Raw genomic sequence first — 19,069 nt, 5'->3', positions numbered from 1 at the left:
GCTATCCGCCTTCCGACTTGAGCTCCCGCGCGAGCAGGAGCGATTCGAGCTGGTTCACCTCGAGGCGCCCGGCGAGCACGCCGACCACCGCTTCCGTGATGGGCATCTCCACGCCCACGCGCCGCGCGAGTTCGCGCACGGCGGGCGCGGACTTGATGCCCTCCGCCACCTGGGTCATGTGGCTGCCGAGTTCTTCGACGCTGAAGCCCTGCCCGAGCAGGGTCCCCGCAGTGTGGTTGCGGGAGAGCTTGGACGCGCAGGTCGCGACGAGGTCGCCCAGACCCGCAAGCCCGGCCAACGTCTGCGGATCGGCGCCGAGGGCCACGGCCAGACGGGTGGTCTCGGCGAGGCCGCGCGTCATCACAGAGGCCTTCGTGTTGTCGCCCATGCCCTTGCCCTCGCAGATCCCGACGCACAGGGCGATGACGTTCTTGACGATGCCGCCGATCTCGGCGCCGACGACGTCGGTCGAGGTGTAAGGGCGGAAATACGGCGCGGTGCACACGCGGGCGATGCGGAGCGCGAGGGCCTCATCCGAGCAGGCGACGACCGACGCAGTGGGCTCGCGCCGCGCAATCTCCATTGCCAGGTTGGGACCTGAGAGGACGGCGATGCGGTCTGCGGGCACGCCTGCGACCTCGGTGATGACCTCGCTCATCCTCAGATCGCTGCCCGCCTCGAGGCCCTTCATGAGGGACATGACCACGGCATCGGAGGGGAGGAGCCCCCGCCATTGCGCGAGCTGGTCCCGCAGCGACTGGGCGGGAACGGCGAACACCACCAGCCCGGCGCCCGCCATCGCTTCGGCCGGATCGGTCGTGGCGGTGATCCCGTCGGGGAGCTCGATGTCCCCGAGGTACCGCTCGTTGCGCCGGCGGTTGATATCCGCGATCGTCTCGGGATTGCGGCCCCAGATGGTGATCCTGCGGGCCACGCCCGTGGCGGCGGCAGCGTCCGCGAGCACCTTCGCGAACGTTGTCCCCCAGCTTCCCGCGCCGAAGACGGCGATCCTGCCGAAGTCCGGCCCCCCGTCGGCGTGAGGCTCGGCAACGCCAGAGGCGAGGCCAGCGCTCACGCGGAGGCTCCGCCGTCGTTCGCGGGGCTCTGTGTGCCGCGGGCGACGTCCCGGCCGTGGCGCATCTGCTGGTGCGCCGAAGGGTCCCACCGCTGCGCAGGCGGCTGCTCGCCCCGGAGCTCGGCGAGGAGCGCCGTGATCGCGTCCATGATCTTGTCCGTGGCCGCGAGGAGAGTCGTCTTGTCGAGCGGGCGGCCTTCGAACTCGGTCAGGTCCACGGGGTCCCCGACGAGAACGCGCACGCGCTTCCTGGGCCAGACGTAGAAACGCTTGGCGTACCGCGGGAAGACCTCCTGGGCCCCCCAATGGGCAATGGGGACTACCGGAGCTCCGGTCTTGAGCGCGAGCCGGGCCGCTCCCGTGTGCCCCTTCATGGGCCACAGATCGGGGTCACGGGTGAGCGTGCCTTCGGGGTAGATCAGGATGGCGCCGCCGTCCCCGAGCACCTCGCGCGCCACCTCGAGGGACTGCCCAGCCCCCGTGCCGCTGCGGTCCACGGGGATCTGCTTCGTGGACCGCATGATCTGCCCGACGACTGGAGGCTTGAACAGGCCGGCCTTGGCCAGGAAGTGGGGCGGGCGGCCGTTGTTGTACAGCATGTGGCCCACGACGAGCGGGTCGATCTCGGTGCAGTGGTTGGGGCACGCAATGAAGCCACCGGCTGGCAGCTTCTCGGTGCCCAGCCACTTCCGGCCCATCAGCGCGTTCATGAGCGGGCGCACCACGGCGCCGGCGATCGCGAAGGCGACGCGCTCGCCAGTGCTCTCCGCCGCCGTCGCCCGGGTCACGCCGCTTCCTCGAGGTCGAAGTCCGCGCCGAGCCCAGCTAGCTTGTCGGTGAAGTGCTCGTACCCGCGTTTGATGACGTCGATGCCCGTCGCGCGGGAGGTGCCCTCAGCAGCGAGCGCCGCGATGAGGTGGCTGAACCCGCCTCGCAGGTCCGGCACGTTGAAGTCCGCGCCATGCAGCTCGCTCGGACCCGAGATGACGGCGGAGTGGAGGAAGTTCCGCTGCCCGAAGCGGCACGGGACGCTGCCGAGGCACTCGCGGTGGACTTGGATCTGGGCCCCCATCCTGCGCAGCGCCTCGGTGAAGCCGAAGCGGTTCTCGTAGACCGTCTCGTGGACAATCGAGACCCCGTCCGCTTGGGTCAGCGCGACCACGAGGGGCTGCTGCCAGTCGGTCATGAAGCCAGGGTGGACGTCGGTTTCGAGGACGAGCGGCGAGAGCTTCCCTCCCTTATGGAAGAAACGGATCCCGTCGTCGAGGATCTCAAGGCCCCCGCCGAGCTTCCTGAACGTGTTGAGGAATGTCATCATGTCCCGCTGGAGGGCGCCTTCGACGAAGATCTCCCCCTTGGTCACGAGAGCTGCAGAGGCCCACGAAGCCGCCTCGTTGCGGTCGGGAAGGGCCGTGTGGACGTAGCCGCCCAGAGTCGGGACGCCCTCGATCCGGATCGTCCGGTCCGACTGTATGGAGATGAGCGCGCCCATCTTCTGCAGGACCGCGATGAGGTCCACAATCTCGGGTTCGGTCGCCGCGCCTGTCAGCTCGGTGATGCCCTCTGCGCGGGTGGCACTCAGCAGGACCTGCTCCGTGGCGCCGACGCTCGGGTATGGCAGCGAGATCTTGGCGCCCTTCAGGCCCTTGGGCGCGGAGATGCTGATGCCACCCGGGCGCTTGTCTACCACGGCCCCGAACTCGCGGAGGACGTTCAGGTGGTAGTTGATCGGGCGGTCCCCGATGCGGCAGCCGCCAAGGTCCGGGATGAAGGCCTCGCCGATCGCGTGGATGAGCGGGCCGCAGAAGAGAATGGGGATGCGCGAATCGCCGGCATGGGCGTCGATGTCTGCGACCTGCGCAGTGCGGGCGTTGGCGGGGTCTAGGATCAGCTCCCCCGGCGCATCCTTCCTGATGCCCACGCCGTGCAGCGCGAGGAGGTTCGTGACGACCTCCACGTCCTTGATCTCCGGGACGTTGCGGAGGATCGACGGCTCGTCACCGAGCAGCGCGGCGACCATCGCCTTCGGGACGAGGTTCTTGGCCCCGCGGACGGCTACCCGTCCCGAGAGCGGAACGCCGCCGCGGATGGTCAGGACACTGCTCATCGATTGTGCTTCCTCACTGCTCGCCTGCCCCACGGCGTGGCCGCGGACCTTGCTAAGCATAGAAGCTCGCGAGGTGGGCCGCGAAACGCCAAGCGGGCGCGCCTCCCCTTAGGGACGGCACGCCCGCCAGGTTCCGCCGAGTCAGGACTTGGCCGGGAGCGTGGTGGGCTTGAACGAAGGCCGGGTCGCCTCGTAGGCGGCGATCTCGTCTTCGTGCTGGAGGGTCAGCCCGATGTCGTCGAGGCCCTCGAGGAGGCGCCAGCGCGTGTAGTCGTCGATCTCGAAGGGGGCCACGATGTTCCCGCAGGTGGCCGTCTTCGACTTCAGGTCCACGGTGATCTGGGTGCCCGGGTGGTTCTCGAGCTCCTTCCAGATCAGCTCGATGTCGTCCTGCGCCACGCCGGCGGCGAGGAGGCCCTGCTTGCCGGAGTTGCCGCGGAAGATGTCCGCGAACCGGGACGAGAGGACTGCCTTGAACCCGTAGTCCTTGAGCGCCCAGACAGCGTGCTCGCGGGACGACCCGGTGCCGAAGTCAGGGCCTGCCACGAGGACCGAGCCGCGGTTGAACGGCTCTTGGTTGAGGATGAACTGCTCGTCCTTGCGCCATGAGGAGAACAGGGCGTCCTCAAAGCCAGTCCGGGTGATCCGCTTGAGGAAGACGGCGGGGATGATCTGGTCGGTGTCGACGTTGCTCTGGCGCAGCGGCACGCCGATCCCGGTGTGGGAGGTGAACTTCTCCATGGTTTTCTCCGTAATGTCTGGGCGGGGCCGGCTCAGGCGGCGCTGCTGGCGGCGGTGGCGGGCACGGGATCGAGGTCCGACGGCGACGAGAGGGTTCCGCGGATCGCGGTCGCCGCGGCGACGACGGGCGAGACAAGGTGGGTCCGGCCGCCCTTGCCCTGACGGCCCTCGAAGTTGCGGTTCGAGGTCGACGCGCACCGCTCGCCCGGGGCCAGCTGGTCCGGGTTCATGCCCAGGCACATCGAGCAGCCCGCGAAGCGCCACTCGGCGCCGAAGTCCTTGAACACCTGGTCCAGGCCCTCCGCCTCGGCCTCGAGGCGCACCCTTGCCGAGCCGGGGACCACGAGCATGCGCACGTTCGGATCCTTCTGGCGGCCGCGGATGACGTCCGCCGCAGCACGCAGGTCCTCCAGACGGGAGTTGGTGCACGAGCCCAAGAACACCGTGTCCACGCGGATTTCCTTCATCGGGGTGCCTGCCTCGAGCCCCATGTACTGCAGCGCTCGGCGCGCGTTGGCCTTCGAGTTCTCGTCGGCGAACGCCTCGGGGTCCGGGACGGCCTGCGAGAGCGAGACGCCCTGGCCGGGGTTGGTGCCCCACGTGACGAAGGGCTCGAGCTCGTCCGCGTCGAGGAACACCTCGGCGTCGAAGACCGCGTCCTCGTCGGTGTGCAGGGTGTCCCAATACTCGACCGCGGCGTCCCAGTCGGCGCCCTGCGGGGCGTGCGGGCGGCCCTGCATGAAGGCGTACGTCGTCTCGTCCGGCGCGACCATCCCGGCGCGGGCACCGGCTTCGATCGACATGTTGCAGATCGTCATGCGCGCCTCCATGGACAGCGCGCGGATGGCGGACCCGCGGTACTCGAGCACGTAGCCCTGGCCGCCGCCGGTGCCGATCTTGGCGATGACCGCCAAGATGATGTCCTTCGAGCTCACGCCCGGCTTGAGTGTGCCCTCGACGTTGATGGCCATCGTCTTGAACGGCTTGAGCGGCAGCGTCTGGGTGGCCATGACGTGCTCGACCTCGGAGGTGCCGATGCCCATGGCGAGGGCACCGAAGGCGCCGTGGGTGGACGTGTGCGAGTCACCGCACACGATCGTCAGGCCAGGCTGGGTCAGGCCGAGCTGCGGTCCCACCACGTGGACAATGCCCTGCTCCTTGTCCCCGAGGGGATGCAGACGCACGCCGAACTCGTGGCAGTTCGCCCGCAGCGTTTCGATCTGGGTCCGGCTCGTCGGGTCCGCGATCGGCTTGTCGATGTCCAGCGTCGGGGTGTTGTGGTCCTCCGTCGCGATCGTCAGGTCCGGGCGTCGCAGACGGCGGCCCGCGAGACGGAGGCCCTCGAACGCCTGCGGAGAGGTCACCTCATGCACCAGGTGCAGGTCGATGTAGAGAAGGTCAGGCTGGCCAGCCTCGCCCTTGCGCACAACATGCGCATCCCAGACCTTCTCGGCCAGAGTGCGTCCCATGGCCAGCTCCCTTCGTTCGCTCGCGCCGTCGGCGCCTGTCATACCAGTCCAGCAGGCGGCTCGTCCTGCGGCCACCCCATCGACTTGCATCTCAGATATTGAGACGGCAATATCAATCTATGGACAATTCTAGTGGCGTCGGCGTGATCGACAAGGCCGCAATGGTACTTGATGCCCTCGAGGCCGGCCCGACCACGCTCGCGCAGCTCGTGGCGGCGACGGGTCTCGCCCGCCCGACCGTTCACCGGCTGGCGCTTGCCCTTGTCCACCACCGCCTCGTGGCCCGCGACATCCAGGGGCGGTTCGTGCTCGGTTCGCGCCTCGTTGAGCTCGCGTCCGCGGCCGGAGAGGATCGCCTTATCGCCGCCGCCGGCCCCATTCTCGTCCAACTCCGCGACGCCACGGGCGAGAGCGCCCAGATCTTCCGGCGCCAGGGCGACTGGCGCGTGTGCGTCGCGTCCGCGGAGCGGCCCGTCGGCCTCCGCGACACGATCCCCGTGGGCACCCAGCTCACCATGAAGGCCGGATCCGCTGCGCAGATCCTCGTGGCTTGGGAGGATCACGACCGCCTCCTCGAGGGCCTCAACAACGCGCGCTTCACCCCCACCGTCCGCGCAGGCGTACGACGGCGGGGCTGGGCCCAGTCCCTCGGCGAACGCGAGCCCGGGGTCGCCTCAGTCTCGGCACCCGTGCGGGGCCCGTCCGGCCGCGTCATCGCAGCCGTCTCGATCTCGGGTCCCATCGAACGCCTGACCCGGCAGCCGGGACGTCAGCACGCCGAAGTCGTGTGCAGCGCCGCGCGCCTCCTCACCGAGGCACTCCGCAAGGGCAACGACTGATGACGGCCTACGCAGTCTTCCTGAGGGGGGTCAACGTGGGCGGGATCAACCTCAAGATGGCGGATGTCCGCGCCACAATCTCCCGTCTGCCGGTCAGCGACGTCTCCACGCTGCTCGCGAGCGGGAACATCGTCCTTCGCTCCGAGCTGGACGCCGCCGAACTCAAGGAGACGATCCAGACGGCCCTGCGGACGGCGTTCGGGTACGACGCGTGGGTCATCGTCATGACCGCCCCGGACGTGGCCGCCACGATTGATGCCTGCCCGTATCCCTCCGACGACCCCTCGACGCATTCGTACGTGACCCTGTCCTCGGACCCTGCCGTGCTGGACGAGCTCTGGGACCTGGCCGCGGCGGACGGAACCGAACATACCCGCCTCTCTCCCTTCGCGACCGCGTGGCTCGCCCCCGTCGGAGCCACCCTCGACAGCGCGATGTCGAAGGCCACGGGAAAAGCCAAATTCAAGGCCACGACGACCACGCGAAATCTCCGCACGATGCTGAAGGTGAAAGCCGCCGCGGACAAACTGGCCACGCGATAAAACAAAGAGCGTCCCGGTCGTGACGACCGGGACGCTCTTTGGCAGTGACCCCAGCGGGATTCGAACCCGCGTTACCGCCGTGAGAGGGCGGCGTACTAGGCCGCTATACGATGGGGCCTCTTCACTGCAAGCGCCTTTTCGAAAAAAGGCTTCTCGAAAATAGCTGCGGATTACTCCACAGCCATTCCGTGACCCCAGCGGGATTCGAACCCGCGTTACCGCCGTGAGAGGGCGGCGTACTAGGCCGCTATACGATGGGGCCAGTACTTTCACCGTCAGACCCGCTAATCGCTCACGGGGCGTCAGGAGCTGGGATACCAGGACTCGAACCTAGAATGACGGTACCAGAAACCGTAGTGTTGCCAATTACACCATATCCCAAGGCGTGTTCCGGGCCGGTGTCCCTGAACCATCGGTTCAAGTCCCTCCGTGCCCCTCAGCACGAGTAATTACTTTACTGGAACACTCGCCCGCCTGCCAAATCGCCCACGCCGTCTGCCGCCGGGCGGGAGTCTAGGCCGATGAGGGCAGGCAGCTCGGTGAGGCTGGGGATCTGCTCGCGCACCAAAGGAGCGAGATCCTCGGGCAAGGACCGCCCGAGACGATTGAGCCAGACCCCCCGCAGCCCAGCAGCCTCCGCGCCGAGGACGTCATGATGCGGATTGTCGCCCACGTAGACAGTCTGCTCGGGGGACGAGCCTACCAGCCGAAGTCCTTCGTGGAAGATCGCCGGGTCCGGCTTGGCCGCCCCCACCGCGTCGATCCCCACGAGGATCTTGATCCGCTGCAGACCCGCATGATCGAGCTTTGCCCGCTGGTAGTCGTGGACGTTGTTGCTCACAGCCCCATAGGCGATTCCCGCGGCCTCCAGCGTGTCGAGCAAGGGGGCTACGTCGTCGAACGCGCGCACGTAGCGCGGCTGAGCCGTCTCGTACGCTTCAAGCCATGCCCGCGCCGCCACCTGGTCCACGAAGGCCGTCCCGGCGTTCGCGAGGCACCGCTCGGCGCGCAGCACACGCTGCTCGGCGAACGTGATCTCGCCCGCTACGTATTGGTCGTAGATGTCGTCCGAACCGCGGGTGAAGGTATGGCAGAACGCGGCCCATCCGGCCTCGTCGAGGTCGACGTACGCGGCCGTGACCTCGCGCAGGGCGCGGTGCATTGCCCCTTCGAGGTCCACGAGCGTCTCGTCGATGTCGAGCAGGACCGCGGCGACGCGGGAGGTGTCAGCCACGGAAGGCCTTGAGGCGGGCCAGCGAGGACTCCTTGCCGAGGATGACCATCGACTCGAAGAGCGGCGGCGACACGCGGCGGCCAGAAACAGCCGTGCGCACCGGGCCGAAGGCGAGCCGCGGCTTGATGCCCAAGCCCTCGACGAGCGCCGACCGCAGCGCCTCCTGGACTGCCTCGGCCGTCCACTCCGCCAGCGGTTCCAGCGCCCCGATCGCGGCATCGAGCACTTCGGTGAGGTTCTCAGGGAGACCCTTCCGCGCGTCGTCCTCCACGGTGATCGCGGAGTCGTCGGCGAACAGGAAGCCGAGCATGCCGGGGGCCTCGCCGAGCAGCGTGATGCGTTCCTGGACGAGCGGCGCGGCTTCGGTGAGGATCTGCTTCTCGCGCGATGTGAGATTCTCCCCGACGATGCCCGTGGCGCGCAGATACGGCAGGAGGCGGTCCCGGAAATCCTCGGGTGCCAACATGCGGACGTGCGTGCCGTTGATGGCCTCCGCCTTCTTCTGGTCGAACCGCGCGGGGTTTGGCAGAACATCCTTGATGTCGAAGTTCTCGGTCAGCTGCTCCACCGTGAAGATGTCCTCGTCCGCGGAGAGCGACCAGCCCAGCAGCGCCAAGTAGTTGAGGAGGCCTTCTGGGATAAAGCCGCGGTCGCGGTGGTGGAACAGATTCGACTGCGGATCGCGCTTCGAAAGCTTCTTGTTGCCTTCGCCCATGACATAGGGAAGGTGGCCGAACAGCGGCATATACGCGGCCACGCCGACGGCGTGCAGGGCGTGGTACAGGGCTACCTGACGCGGCGTCGAGGACAGGAGGTCTTCGCCCCGCAGGACGTGGGTGATCCCCATGAGCGCGTCATCGACCGGGTTGACGAGCGTATACAGCGGCGAGCCGTCAGCGCGCACCAGGACGAAGTCCGGCACCGACCCGGCCTTGAAGCGGATTTCCCCCCGGATGAGGTCATCGAAGACCACGTCCGTCTCCGGCATGCGGAAGCGGAGCACCGGTTCGCGGCCCTCGGCCCGGAACGTCGCGATCTGCTCGGGGGTCAGGTCCCGGTCGGAGTTGTCGTAGCCGAGCTTGGGGTCACGGCCCGCCGCGCGGTGTCGCGCCTCGATCTCGTCGGGGGTCGAGTAGGACTCGTAGAGGAATCCCGCGTCCTTGAGCTTCGCAGCGACGTCCTTGTACAGGTCGAGCCGGCGAGACTGCCGGTACGGCTCGTGAGGGCCGCCGACGTCAATGCCCTCGTCCCAGGTCAGCCCGAGCCAGCGGAGCGCTTCGACGATCTGCTCGTAGCTCTCCTCCGTGTCCCGCTGCGCGTCCGTGTCTTCGATGCGGAACACGAACCTGCCGCCCGTGTGGCGCGCATAGGCCCAGTTGAAGAGGGCCGTGCGGACCATGCCCACATGGGGCGTGCCGGTCGGCGATGGGCAGAAGCGGACGCGGACCGGGGTGTCCGGAGTGACGGAGGGGATGGAGTTGGCGTCGTGCAGCTCAGCGGCGGAAGTCATAGTGACCCTATTCTAGGCCGCTGGCGAAGCCCCTCCCCCCGGACGCCCAGGGGTGGTCAGCGGCGCACGATGGGGTTCGAGAGCGTTCCGATGCCCTCGATTTCGACGTCGACCCGGTCGCCCTCGGTGACCAGGCCCACACCGGCCGGCGTGCCGGTCATGATCACGTCCCCGGGAAGAAGCGTGAACGCCTGCGAGACGGCCGCGACGAGCTCCCGCACCCCGAACACCATGTCCGCCGTCGTGCCGTCCTGCACCACGCTCCCATTGAGCCGCGTCACAAGCGAGAGGTCCTCGGGATCGAGCTCGGTTTCGATCCACGGTCCGAGCGGCGACGACGTGTCGAAGGACTTGGCCCGGGCCCACTGGACGTCGGAGCGCTGCTTGTCCCGCGCGGTGAGGTCATTGCCCACGGTGTACCCGAAGATCACGTCGTCCGCCTTCTCAGCGGGAACGTCCTTGCAGATCCGGCCGATCACCACGCAGAGCTCGCCCTCGTAGGAGACCTCCTCGGTCCACTCGGGCAGGACCACCGGATCGCCCGGTCCCACGACGGCCGTGTTGGCAACGAGGAACATGGCCGGCTCGGTGGGGAGCTCGTTCCCGAGCTCCTTGGCGTGGTCGGCGTAGTTGCGCCCGATGCCTACGACCTTGCTGCGGGGGATGATCGGCGCGAGAAGCCGGACGTCGTCAAGGCGGTGCGTCTGCCCGGTCGGAGTGACTCCTTGATAGAAGGGGTCGCCCTTGATCACCGCAACCTGCTCGTTGCCGGGATCACCATGGACAACTCCGTAGACAGGCGCCGCATCCGCAGCAGAATCAATGACAAAACGGGCGATGCGCATGGCCTCACCCTATCGCGGTCCGCCACTCAGACGACGACGGCGCCTCCCCAAGCCGGGGACGCGCCGTCGTGCGTTGAACGGGTTGAGCGATGCCTAGGCGAGCCTTGTCAGCCAGCCGTGGAGGTCCTCCACGGCGCCCGTCTGGATGCCGAGAAGCTGCTCGCGGATGCTCATGGCCACCGAGTCCGGCCCAGGCGGCGGCGAGACCAGGGAGCCGTCGGCCGTCTTGAGCTCGCTGATCGGCGTGATGACCGCGGCCGTGCCGCACGCGAAGACCTCCGCGAGGGTGCCGTCGGCCACCGAGGCGCGCCACTCGTCGATCGTGATCTTGCGCTCCTCGACGGAGAGCCCGCGGTCTGACGCAAGCTGGAGGACCGAGTCGCGTGTCACCCCGTGGAGAATGTTGCCGTTCAGTGCGGGAGTGACGAGCCGGCCGTCGGTGAAGACGAAGACGATGTTCATGCCCCCGAGCTCCTCGACGGCGTTGTCGTTGTACGGGTCCAGGAAGAGGACCTGCTTGCAGCCATGCGCCTCGGCCTCGAGCTGGGCTGCGAGCGACGCCGCATAGTTGCCGCCGCATTTTGCCTCGCCCGTGCCGCCGTGGCCTGCCCGCGCGAAATGCTCCGAGAGCCAGATGGACACCGGCTTGAGCTCCCCGCCGAAGTAGTTGCCGGCCGGGGAGGCGATCACCCGATACGACACTTCACGCGCCGGACGGACACCGAGGAAGGCCTCCGTGGCGATCATGAAGGGACGAAGGTACAGCGCCTCGCCCTCGCCGCCCGGCACCCAGTCCTTGTCCACCGAGACCAGCTGGCGCAGGGACTCGACGAACAGCTCCGGCGGCAGCTCGGGCAGGGCGAGGCGGCGGGCGGAGCGGTTGAAGCGGTGCGCATTGGCCTCCGCACGGAAGGTCCAGACGCTTCCGTCGGCGTGCCGGTAGGCCTTGAGCCCCTCGAAGATCTCCTGGCCGTAGTGGAGCACAGCCGCTGCTGGGTCCATGGCGATCGGACCGTACGGCTCGATCCGCGCGTCGTGCCAACCCCCACGCCCTTCGGCGTCAACCGACCAGTCGACCACTGCGGTGTGATCCGTGAAGTAGTTGCCGAAGCCGGGGTCCGCGAGGATCGCGGCACGCCGCTCAGCGCTCGTCGGGTTGTCGGTGAGCCGCTGCGCGAAGTCAACGCCGACGGCGTTCTGAGTCATTGGTCCTCCACATCATTCGGGGTTTTGATCCCGTTGGTGCCTATTCATTCCACGGCACTCCCCAGGGCAGGACCCCGGGCTGCCTACAGCTTACGCCTCACAACCGGGCTGCAATCGCGTCGCCGATCTGCGCCGTCGTGCGCCGTTCACCCGCGCCGCGGGACTCGACGTCGGCCCGAACGGCCTCCTCGATCCGCGCGGCCGCTTCGCCCTGGCCCAGGTGGTCAAGCAGCAGCGCGGCGGAGAGGATCGCAGCCGTCGGATCAGCCTTCTGCTGGCCGGCGATGTCCGGCGCCGAACCGTGGACGGGCTCGAACATGGACGGTGCCGTGCCGTCGATGTTGATGTTCCCCGACGCCGCGAGGCCGATTCCGCCCGTCACGGCTCCGGCGAGATCCGTCAGGATGTCCCCGAAAAGGTTGTCCGTCACGATGACGTCGAAACGGGACGGATCCGTGACGAGGAAGATCGTCGCGGCGTCGACGTGGAGATAGTCGTGCTGGACCTCGGGGAACTCGGCCGCAACGGCCTCGACCGTGCGCTTCCACAGGTGACCCGCGTGGACCAGGACGTTGTGCTTGTGCACCAGCGTGACCTTCTTGCGCAGCCGCTGAGAGGCGCGGCGGAAGGCATCGCGGACGACTCGCTCAACGCCATAGGCGGTGTTGACCGACACCTCGGTGGCAATCTCGTGCGGGGTGCCGACGCGCAGCGCGCCCCCGTTCCCGACGTAGGGACCCTCGGTTCCCTCGCGCACCACGACGAAGTCGACCTCGCCGGGCTCGGCCAAGGGGCTGCCGACGCCCGCGTACAGGCGCGAAGGACGGAGGTTGACGCAGTGGTCCAAGGTGAAGCGCAGCTTCAGGAGCAGCTCGCGCTCGATGAGCCCCGACGGGATCCGGGTGTCACCGGGGGCCGCGCCCACCGCGCCGAACAGGATTGCGTCCCGGCCGCGGATGTCGTCGAGGACGTCGTCAGGAAGCGTCTCCCCCGTGGTGAGCCAGTGCTGCGCGCCGAGGCTGTAGTGCGTCTCCTTGACCTCGACGCCCGCGCCGTCGAGCGCCGAGCGGAGGACTTTCAGGGCCTCAGTGGTGACCTCGGGGCCGATGCCGTCGCCGGGGATCACTGCAAGGTCGAGAGTCTGCGTCATGCAGCCACCTTAGCGGGAGCATCCATATGCTGGGCATCCGGTCTCGCTATCCGGACAGCTCGCGTCGAGATCGGGCCCCCTGCCGCCGAGAGATCGGGTCCCCTGCCGCCGAGATCGGGCCGAACGTATTACTCCCCCACATGCGCGGCCTCCCGATGTTATCCACATAGCGATGGGAACCGCTCTCTCAGCCCGCGCTCTCGCTGAAGACTCGGGACATGCACCTCAATCTGAACTACAAGTCAACGCAAGCTCTGAAAGCTCTAGCCGAGCGATCGCCGTCGGCGACTCCGATGTTCCGGCGGTCGGAACTCGTAGCGGCGGGGCTCGAAGAGCAAGCCATCCGAAGTCTGCTCGACGACGGCTCACTCGTTCGCCACCAGCGTGGAGTTTTTTCCCCAGCCCTCGGAACTGTCCCAGACCCCGCGCTTGTGAGAATCCATGCTCATGACGCCGCGTCATCAGGCCAATCACACGTTTACACCCACACATCTGCAGCCCATATCTGGGGGCTGTCCGTGTGGCGTGCTCGCCCGCGCGTGCATGTGGCACACGCGAGCCGCCGAGGCGACGCGGGTCCTCTCAGCGATGTTGTTCGGCACAATCAGCGAGTCCCCGCTCGGGATGTCCGACTAGTGGACGGTCTCAGAGTGACTTCGCTCGAACGGACAGTCGTCGACTGTGCGCGGCTTCTGCCGTTCGAGCAGGCCGTGGTCATCGCCGATTCCGGCCTATCCCGAGGCGCGGACGAAGCAGTCCTCCAACGGCTCGTCAGCGAGGGAAAAGCAACTCGGGGAATCCGCAAGGTGCGCGAGGTCCTCCTGGCGGCTGACGGCCGGTCCGAATCACCCGCGGAGAGCCGGTTTCGCCTGCTGCTCGCCGAGTGGAACCTCCCGGAACCGGAACTCCAGCTCTGGATTACGACCATAGGGGGCCGGGAACGAGTGGATTTCGGGTGGCCGAGGCGACGCATTGTCATCGAGGTACACGGCTACGGGAAGTACTTCGATTACCTTCCGATAGACGAAAAGGTCGCTCAGCAGCAGGCGCGTGAAGGGCGGCTTGTCGCCGCCGGCTGGCGAGTGCTCAATGTCTATTGGCCCGAACTCGACGACCCGGTCACCTTGGGCAGGAGAGTCAAGGCCTTCGTGCGAACACCTCATGCTGCTGTGGAGCTGCGGTGATTAGCCGATCTCAGCGCCACACGGCCCGACCTCGGCACCACACCACCCGACCTCGGCGGCACACGGCCCGACCTCGCGTCAGGCTTCGGTCGGCTCCTCGTACTTCGGGAAGATCGGCGCCGGGGCGGGCAGGTTCGTTCCCGGGACGATGCGCGCACCGAGGGCCGAGAACTGCCGGGCGTCACCCTCCGGCTGGCCGAGGGCACCGAGCAGCTTCGCGGCGGACCCGGGCATGACCGGCTGGACCAGCACCGACACGATCCGCAGCACTTCAAGGGTCACGTACAGCACCGTGGCCATGCGGGCGGGGTCGGTCTTACGCAGGACCCAGGGGGCCTGCTCCGCGAAGTACGCGTTGGTGTCGCCGAGCACACCCCAGATGGCCTCGAGCCCGCGGCTGAACTCCTGCTTCTCGAACGCGGCACGCGTCGCTTCGAGCAGGCCGTCGGCGGCCTCGAGCAGTGCCTTGTCGGCGGCCGTCAACTCCCCCGGCTCGGGTACGACCCCGTCCAGGTTCTTGGCGACCATCGACAGCGACCGCTGCGCGAGATTCCCGAGATTGTTCGCCAGGTCGGCGTTCATGCGCCCCACGATGGCATCGTGGTTGTAGCTGCCGTCTGCACCGAATGGCACCTCGCGGAGCAGGAAGTAGCGCACCTGGTCCAGGCCATACTGGCTGATGAAGTCCCGCGGGGCCACGACGTTGCCGAGCGACTTGGACATCTTGACGCCGTTGTTCTGCAGGAAGCCGTGAATCATCACGCGCCGCGGCACCTCGATCCCGGCGCTCATGAGGAAGGCCGGCCAGTAGACCGCATGGAAGCGCGAGATGTCCTTGCCGATCACGTGCACGTCGGCGGGCCAGTACTTCTGGAAGGACTCGGAGTCGACGTCGGGGAAGCCAACACCGGTGAGGTAGTTGGTGAGGGCGTCGACCCACACGTACATGACGTGCCCGGGGGCGTCGGGGACGGGGATCCCCCAGTCGAAGGTCGTCCGAGAGATCGAGAGGTCCTCGAGTCCACGCTTGACGAACGAGATGACTTCGTTGAACCGGTACTGTGGCGCGCCGAACTCCGGCTGCGCTGAATAGAGCTCGAGGAGCTTGTCCTGATACGCCGAGAGCCGGAAGAAGTAGCTCTCCTCGGCGGTCCAGGTGACTTCGGTATCGGTCTCCTTCGAGTACCGGACGCCATCGCGCACCACGGTCTCATCCTCGGTGTAGTACGCCTCGTCGCGCACCGAATACCAGCCCTCGTACTTGTCGAGGTAGATGTCCCCGGTCTGCTCCATGCGCTTCCAGATCGCCTGGGCGGAGGCATAGTGGTCCGCATCGGTGGTGCGGATGAACCGGTCATAGCTCACGCCCAACGCCGCGTGGGTCTCCTTGTAGAGTTCCACGTTGCGGTCCACCAGTTCCTTGGGCGCGATGCCTTCCTTCTGGGCGGACTGTGCGATCTTGAGCCCGTGCTCGTCAGTGCCCGTGAGGAAGAAGACGTCGTAGCCGTCCAGCCGCTTGAAGCGCGCCATCGCATCGGTCGCGATGTACTCGTAGGCGTGGCCGATGTGCGGCTCGCCGTTCGGGTACGTGATGGCGGTGGTGATGTAGAACGGGGTCTTCTCTGCTGCGGACGTCACCCTAAGAATTTACCGGATCCGCGAGACAGGCGCGGCGAATGCGTCAACGGACGACGGCGGGCCCCACCGCATGAGGTGAGGCCCGCCGTCGTCGTGCTCGTCTTGGTGATCTAGCTGCGCCGAGCTAGCTAGGGACTAGTCCTCGAGGTCGATCTCCCGCACCGCAGTCGCGCCGATCTCGCTCTTGACGGTATCGAGCACGGTGGCCGGGATCTTCGAGTCGACCGTGAGGAGCGCCATCGCCTCGCCAGCCTGCTCGGCACGGGCCACCTGCATGCCGGCGATGTTGACGCCGTTCATGCCGAGGATGTGGCCGATCGTTCCGATGACGCCTGGGCGGTCAGCGTAGGTCATCACGACGAGGTGCTCGGAGATGGGGATCTCGAGGTCGTAGCCGTTGATGCCCACGAGCTTCTGGATCTGCTTAGGACCGGTCAGGGTACCAGCGACCGAGACCTGGCTGCCATCGGTCAGCAGGCCGCGAATGGTCAGGACGTTCCGGTAGTCCTCCGCCTCCGACGTAGTGAGCAGACGCACCGCAACGCCGCGCTGCTCCGCGAGGACCGGCGCGTTGACATAGGAGACCTTCTCGGAGACGACATCCGTGAACACGCCCTTCAGCGCGGCGAGCTCAAGGGACTTGACGTCGAGCGAGGCGATCTCGCCCGCGACCTCGACGTCGATCTGCGCCACCGGCTCGTGGCTCAGGGCGGTGAAGATGCGGCCGAGCTTCTCGATCAGCGGAATGCCCGGGCGCACGTCGGGGGCAATGACGCCGCCGGCCACGTTGACGGCATCCGGGACGAGCTCGCCGGCAAGGGCGAGCCGCACCGACTTCGCGACCGAGATGCCGGCCTTCTCCTGGGCCTCATCCGTCGACGCGCCGAGATGCGGGGTGACGACCACGTTCGGGTACTCGAAGAACGGGAGATTGGTGCTGGGCTCCTTCTCGAAGACGTCGATGCCCGCGCCCGCGATCTGGCCGGACTCGAGGGCCTTCGTGAGCGCGTCCTCGTCGACGAGGCCACCACGGGCCACGTTGACCACGTACGCGGTCTTCTTCATCTTCTCGAAGGCGTCCGCGCCGAGCATGCCGACGGTCTCCGGGGTCTTCGGCATGTGGATCGTGATGAAGTCGCTCTGTGCGAGGAGTTCATCGAGCGTGACGAGCTTGACGCCGAGCTGGGCGGCGCGCGCCGACGTGACGTACGGGTCGAAGGCGACCACGTTCATCTCGAACGCCTGCATGCGCGCGGCGACGAGGGCCCCGATACGGCCAAGGCCGATCACGCCGAGGGTCTTGTCGAGGAGTTCGATCCCCGCGAACTTGGACCGCTTCCACTCGCCGCCCTTAAGGGAGCCGTTCGCGGCGGGGATGTTGCGGGCGAGGCTCAGGATGTGCCCGCACGTGAGCTCGGCTGCGGACACGATGTTCGACGTCGGCGCATTGACCACCATGACGCCCGCCTGCGTGGCGGCCTTGATGTCGACGTTGTCCAGGCCGACGCCCGCGCGAGCGATGACCTTGAGCTTCTTGGCCGCCGCGATCGCCTCGGCATCCACCTTCGTGGCGGAGCGGACGAGGATCGCGTCGACGTCGGCGATGGCGGGAAGGAGCTGGGAGCGGTCGGCACCGTCGGCGTGACGGATCTCGAAGTCGGGGCCGAGGGCATCGATGGTGGCAGGCGAAAGTTCCTCGGCGAGGAGGACGACGGGCTTCTCGTTGGACACGGGCGGGGCCTCTCCGGTCAGTGGGGCGGATATGGGCGGGACGGGGACGGGCGGCCGGATGCGGGCGGGCGGATCAGCACATCGACCGAGAAGTGTGGCGGACGTCACCGGGGAGGGTGATGACAGCCGGAAGCGGCGGGCGCACGTGCGCCCACCGCTTCGTTCGGCGACTAGCGGGCGACGGAGCCCTCGGTGTAGTCGTCGTTCTGCTTGATCCACGAGAACAGCTTGCGCAGTTCGCGGCCCGTGGCCTCGATCGGGTGATCCTCGCCCTTCTTGCGCAGCTCGAGGAACTCCTTCGCTCCGTTGGCCTGGTCGTCCATGAAGCGCTTGGCGAACGTGCCGTCCTGGATGTCCGCGAGGACAGCCTTCATGTTCTCCTTCACGTGCGGATCGATCACGCGCGGGCCAGAGACGTAGTCGCCGAACTCGGCCGTGTCGGAGACGCTCCAGCGCTGCTTGGCGATGCCGCCCTCGACCATGAGGTCGACGATGAGCTTGAGCTCGTGCAGGACCTCGAAGTACGCGATCTCCGGCTTGTAGCCGGCCTCGGTCAGCGTCTCGAAGCCGTACTGGATGAGCTGCGACGCGCCACCGCAGAGGACGGCCTGCTCGCCGAAGAGATCCGTCTCGGTCTCCTCGGTGAAGGTGGTCTCGATGACGCCGGCGCGGGTGCCGCCGATCGCCTTCGCGTAGGAGAGTGCGAGCTCCTTGGCCTTGCCGGAGGGGTTCTGCTCGACGGCGATGAGGTCCGGAACGCCGCGCCCGGCCTCGAACTCGCGACGCACGATGTGGCCCGGGCCCTTCGGGGCGACGAGGGCAACGTCGACATCGGCCGGGGGCTTGATGAAGCCGTAGCGGATGTTGAAGCCGTGGCCGAAGAACAGGGCGTCCCCGGCCTTGAGGTGATCGGCGATCGACTCCGCGTAGACCTTCGCCTGGACCTGGTCCGGGGTCAGGATCATGATGAGGTCGGCTTCCTCGGCGGCCTGCGCCACCGGGAGGACACGCAGGCCCTCGGCCTCGGCCTTGGACTTGGACTTCGAACCCTCGGCGAGGCCGACGCGCACGTCGACGCCCGAGTCGCGCAGGCTGAGCGCGTGGGCGTGCCCCTGGCTGCCGTACCCGATCACGGCGACCTTGCGGCCCTGGATGATCGAGAGGTCGGCGTCGTCGTCGTAGTAGAGGTGAGTCACTTGATTTCTCCTTGGTACTTCACTGGGAAACTTTCTTCTTAGCTTGCGCGCAGCGCGCGGTCGCTCATCGACCGCGAACCGCGTCCGATTGCGAGGGTGCCCGACTGCACGATCTCGCGGACGCCAAACGGCTCGAGGACGGTGAGAAGCGCATCGAGCTTCTCGGTAGTCCCGGTCGCCTCGACGACGACGGCGTCCGTCGACACGTCGACCACCGAGGCGCGGAACAGCTCCACAGCCTGGGTCACCTGGACCCGGGTCATGGAGTCCGCACGGACCTTGATGAGGACGTGATCACGACGGACCGAGTTCTCGGGCAGCAGCTCGACGATCTTGATGACGTTCACGAGCTTGTTGAGCTGCTTGGTCACCTGCTCAAGGAGGTCGCCCTCGGCATCGACGACGACGGTCACGCGCGAGATCCCTTCGACCTCCGTGGGGCCCACGGCAAGCGAGTGGATGTTGAACGCGCGCCGGGCGAAGAGGCCCGCGACGCGCGTGAGCACGCCCGGCTTGTCCTCGACCAGCACGGACAGGGTGTGGCGGGCCATGCCTCAGTCCTCCTCTTCCCACACAGGCGTGGAATTCCGGGCCACCTGGAT

General features: G+C 67.5%; 17 protein-coding genes and 3 tRNA genes. 3 read left to right on the top strand and 17 right to left on the bottom strand.

The genetic code is table 11. The annotated features are described in order from the left end of the window. Nucleotide 1 precedes the first annotated feature (1 nt). The 5 genes from ACTHL9_RS17365 to leuC all read right to left on the bottom strand — a co-directional run bounded on the left by ACTHL9_RS17365 (nt 2) and on the right by leuC (nt 5,392). The gene (locus tag ACTHL9_RS17365) at nt 2-1,009 is read right to left on the bottom strand and encodes an NAD(P)H-dependent glycerol-3-phosphate dehydrogenase (protein WP_440520559.1); all 1,008 of its coding nucleotides are present in this window, start codon (nt 1,007-1,009) and stop codon (nt 2-4) included. A 62-nt stretch (nt 1,010-1,071) separates the two neighbouring features. Beyond that, nucleotides 1,072-1,785 (bottom strand): lysophospholipid acyltransferase family protein, encoded by a 714-nt coding sequence (locus tag ACTHL9_RS17360; protein ID WP_440520558.1) that lies wholly within the window; start codon nt 1,783-1,785, stop codon nt 1,072-1,074. A 74-nt stretch (nt 1,786-1,859) separates the two neighbouring features. Next, nucleotides 1,860-3,182, bottom strand: coding sequence for a UDP-N-acetylglucosamine 1-carboxyvinyltransferase (gene murA / locus ACTHL9_RS17355; protein ID WP_440520521.1), 1,323 nt, complete (start codon nt 3,180-3,182; stop codon nt 1,860-1,862). Nucleotides 3,183-3,323: 141 nt separating this feature from the next. Further along, a complete protein-coding gene (gene leuD, locus ACTHL9_RS17350; RefSeq protein ID WP_440520520.1) occupies nt 3,324-3,923 on the bottom strand; it encodes a 3-isopropylmalate dehydratase small subunit in 600 nt (199 codons plus the stop codon). Nucleotides 3,924-3,955: 32 nt separating this feature from the next. Further along, entirely contained in the window at nt 3,956-5,392 is a 1,437-nt protein-coding gene (leuC, locus tag ACTHL9_RS17345; protein ID WP_440520519.1) for a 3-isopropylmalate dehydratase large subunit, read from the bottom strand. A gap of 119 nt (nt 5,393-5,511) precedes the next feature. Here leuC and ACTHL9_RS17340 point away from each other — a divergent pair, with 119 nt between their 5' ends. Both ACTHL9_RS17340 and ACTHL9_RS17335 read left to right on the top strand, forming a co-directional pair. Beyond that, nucleotides 5,512-6,231, top strand: a complete 720-nt coding sequence (locus tag ACTHL9_RS17340) for an IclR family transcriptional regulator (protein WP_440520518.1) — start codon at nt 5,512-5,514, stop codon at nt 6,229-6,231. Further along, nucleotides 6,231-6,773, top strand: a complete 543-nt coding sequence (locus ACTHL9_RS17335; protein WP_440520517.1) for a DUF1697 domain-containing protein — start codon at nt 6,231-6,233, stop codon at nt 6,771-6,773. Before ACTHL9_RS17340 ends, ACTHL9_RS17335 begins: the two co-directional genes overlap by 1 nt. 45 nt (nt 6,774-6,818) lie before the next feature. On the opposite strand, the gene ACTHL9_RS17330 is transcribed toward ACTHL9_RS17335, so the two are convergent. From ACTHL9_RS17330 to ACTHL9_RS17295, 8 genes are all read right to left on the bottom strand, one after another. Beyond that, nucleotides 6,819-6,891, bottom strand: a tRNA-Glu gene (locus ACTHL9_RS17330). 71 nt (nt 6,892-6,962) lie between these two features. Further along, nucleotides 6,963-7,035, bottom strand: a tRNA-Glu gene (locus ACTHL9_RS17325). Nucleotides 7,036-7,082: 47 nt separating this feature from the next. After that, a tRNA-Gln gene (locus ACTHL9_RS17320) sits at nt 7,083-7,154 on the bottom strand. 73 nt (nt 7,155-7,227) lie between these two features. Further along, the gene (locus ACTHL9_RS17315) at nt 7,228-8,007 is read right to left on the bottom strand and encodes an HAD family hydrolase (RefSeq protein ID WP_440520516.1); all 780 of its coding nucleotides are present in this window, start codon (nt 8,005-8,007) and stop codon (nt 7,228-7,230) included. Continuing rightward, the gene (gene gltX, locus ACTHL9_RS17310; protein WP_440520515.1) at nt 8,000-9,517 is read right to left on the bottom strand and encodes a glutamate--tRNA ligase; all 1,518 of its coding nucleotides are present in this window, start codon (nt 9,515-9,517) and stop codon (nt 8,000-8,002) included. The genes ACTHL9_RS17315 and gltX overlap by 8 nt, the downstream gene beginning before the upstream one ends. A 56-nt stretch (nt 9,518-9,573) precedes the next feature. Further along, complete coding sequence (locus tag ACTHL9_RS17305) at nt 9,574-10,362, bottom strand: fumarylacetoacetate hydrolase family protein (protein WP_440520514.1); 789 nt, start codon at nt 10,360-10,362, stop codon at nt 9,574-9,576. 93 nt (nt 10,363-10,455) lie between these two features. Next, entirely contained in the window at nt 10,456-11,568 is a 1,113-nt protein-coding gene (locus tag ACTHL9_RS17300; RefSeq protein ID WP_440520513.1) for a branched-chain amino acid aminotransferase, read from the bottom strand. Nucleotides 11,569-11,665: 97 nt separating this feature from the next. After that, on the bottom strand, nt 11,666-12,718 hold the full coding sequence (locus ACTHL9_RS17295; protein WP_440520512.1) for a 3-isopropylmalate dehydrogenase: 1,053 nt from the start codon (nt 12,716-12,718) through the stop codon (nt 11,666-11,668). Nucleotides 12,719-12,936: 218 nt separating this feature from the next. On the opposite strand from ACTHL9_RS17295, the gene ACTHL9_RS17290 reads away from it, so the two are divergent. Next, on the top strand, nt 12,937-13,902 hold the full coding sequence (locus ACTHL9_RS17290; protein ID WP_440520511.1) for a type IV toxin-antitoxin system AbiEi family antitoxin domain-containing protein: 966 nt from the start codon (nt 12,937-12,939) through the stop codon (nt 13,900-13,902). Between the two features lie 78 nt (nt 13,903-13,980). Here ACTHL9_RS17290 and metG read toward each other — a convergent pair whose 3' ends face one another. From metG to ilvN, 4 genes are all read right to left on the bottom strand, one after another. Further along, nucleotides 13,981-15,540 carry a methionine--tRNA ligase gene (gene metG / locus ACTHL9_RS17285; protein WP_440520510.1) on the bottom strand — a complete coding sequence of 520 codons (1,560 nt, stop codon included), beginning with the start codon at nt 15,538-15,540 and terminating at the stop codon, nt 13,981-13,983. A 135-nt stretch (nt 15,541-15,675) separates the two neighbouring features. Continuing rightward, the gene (gene serA, locus ACTHL9_RS17280; protein WP_440520509.1) at nt 15,676-17,271 is read right to left on the bottom strand and encodes a phosphoglycerate dehydrogenase; all 1,596 of its coding nucleotides are present in this window, start codon (nt 17,269-17,271) and stop codon (nt 15,676-15,678) included. 170 nt (nt 17,272-17,441) lie between these two features. Next, a complete protein-coding gene (gene ilvC / locus ACTHL9_RS17275; protein WP_440520508.1) occupies nt 17,442-18,467 on the bottom strand; it encodes a ketol-acid reductoisomerase in 1,026 nt (341 codons plus the stop codon). 38 nt (nt 18,468-18,505) lie between these two features. Then, nucleotides 18,506-19,018: an acetolactate synthase small subunit gene (gene ilvN, locus ACTHL9_RS17270; protein WP_440520507.1), complete on the bottom strand. Its 513-nt coding sequence runs from the start codon at nt 19,016-19,018 to the stop codon at nt 18,506-18,508. Nucleotides 19,019-19,069 lie beyond the last annotated feature (51 nt).

The sequence above is a fragment of the Sinomonas sp. genome (assembly GCF_051955515.1).
Lineage (GTDB): Bacteria > Actinomycetota > Actinomycetes > Actinomycetales > Micrococcaceae > Sinomonas.
The sequence above is the reverse complement of the archived record's forward strand: the minus strand, read 5'-3'. Positions and strand labels throughout refer to the sequence as shown.

Excerpts from the sequence above, each read along its gene's own strand:
- ACTHL9_RS17360 (WP_440520558.1), bottom strand. The coding sequence starts at position 1,785 with ATGAACGCGCTGATGGGCCGGAAGTGGCTGGGCACCGAGAAGCTGCCA.
- murA (WP_440520521.1), bottom strand. The coding sequence starts at position 3,182 with ATGAGCAGTGTCCTGACCATCCGCGGCGGCGTTCCGCTCTCGGGACGG.
- leuD (WP_440520520.1), bottom strand. The coding sequence starts at position 3,923 with ATGGAGAAGTTCACCTCCCACACCGGGATCGGCGTGCCGCTGCGCCAG.
- leuC (WP_440520519.1), bottom strand. The coding sequence starts at position 5,392 with ATGGGACGCACTCTGGCCGAGAAGGTCTGGGATGCGCATGTTGTGCGC.
- ACTHL9_RS17340 (WP_440520518.1), top strand. The coding sequence starts at position 5,512 with ATGGACAATTCTAGTGGCGTCGGCGTGATCGACAAGGCCGCAATGGTA.
- ACTHL9_RS17335 (WP_440520517.1), top strand. The coding sequence starts at position 6,231 with ATGACGGCCTACGCAGTCTTCCTGAGGGGGGTCAACGTGGGCGGGATC.
- gltX (WP_440520515.1), bottom strand. The coding sequence starts at position 9,517 with ATGACTTCCGCCGCTGAGCTGCACGACGCCAACTCCATCCCCTCCGTC.
- ACTHL9_RS17305 (WP_440520514.1), bottom strand. The coding sequence starts at position 10,362 with ATGCGCATCGCCCGTTTTGTCATTGATTCTGCTGCGGATGCGGCGCCT.
- ACTHL9_RS17300 (WP_440520513.1), bottom strand. The coding sequence starts at position 11,568 with ATGACTCAGAACGCCGTCGGCGTTGACTTCGCGCAGCGGCTCACCGAC.
- ACTHL9_RS17295 (WP_440520512.1), bottom strand. The coding sequence starts at position 12,718 with ATGACGCAGACTCTCGACCTTGCAGTGATCCCCGGCGACGGCATCGGC.
- ACTHL9_RS17290 (WP_440520511.1), top strand. The coding sequence starts at position 12,937 with ATGCACCTCAATCTGAACTACAAGTCAACGCAAGCTCTGAAAGCTCTA.
- ilvN (WP_440520507.1), bottom strand. The coding sequence starts at position 19,018 with ATGGCCCGCCACACCCTGTCCGTGCTGGTCGAGGACAAGCCGGGCGTG.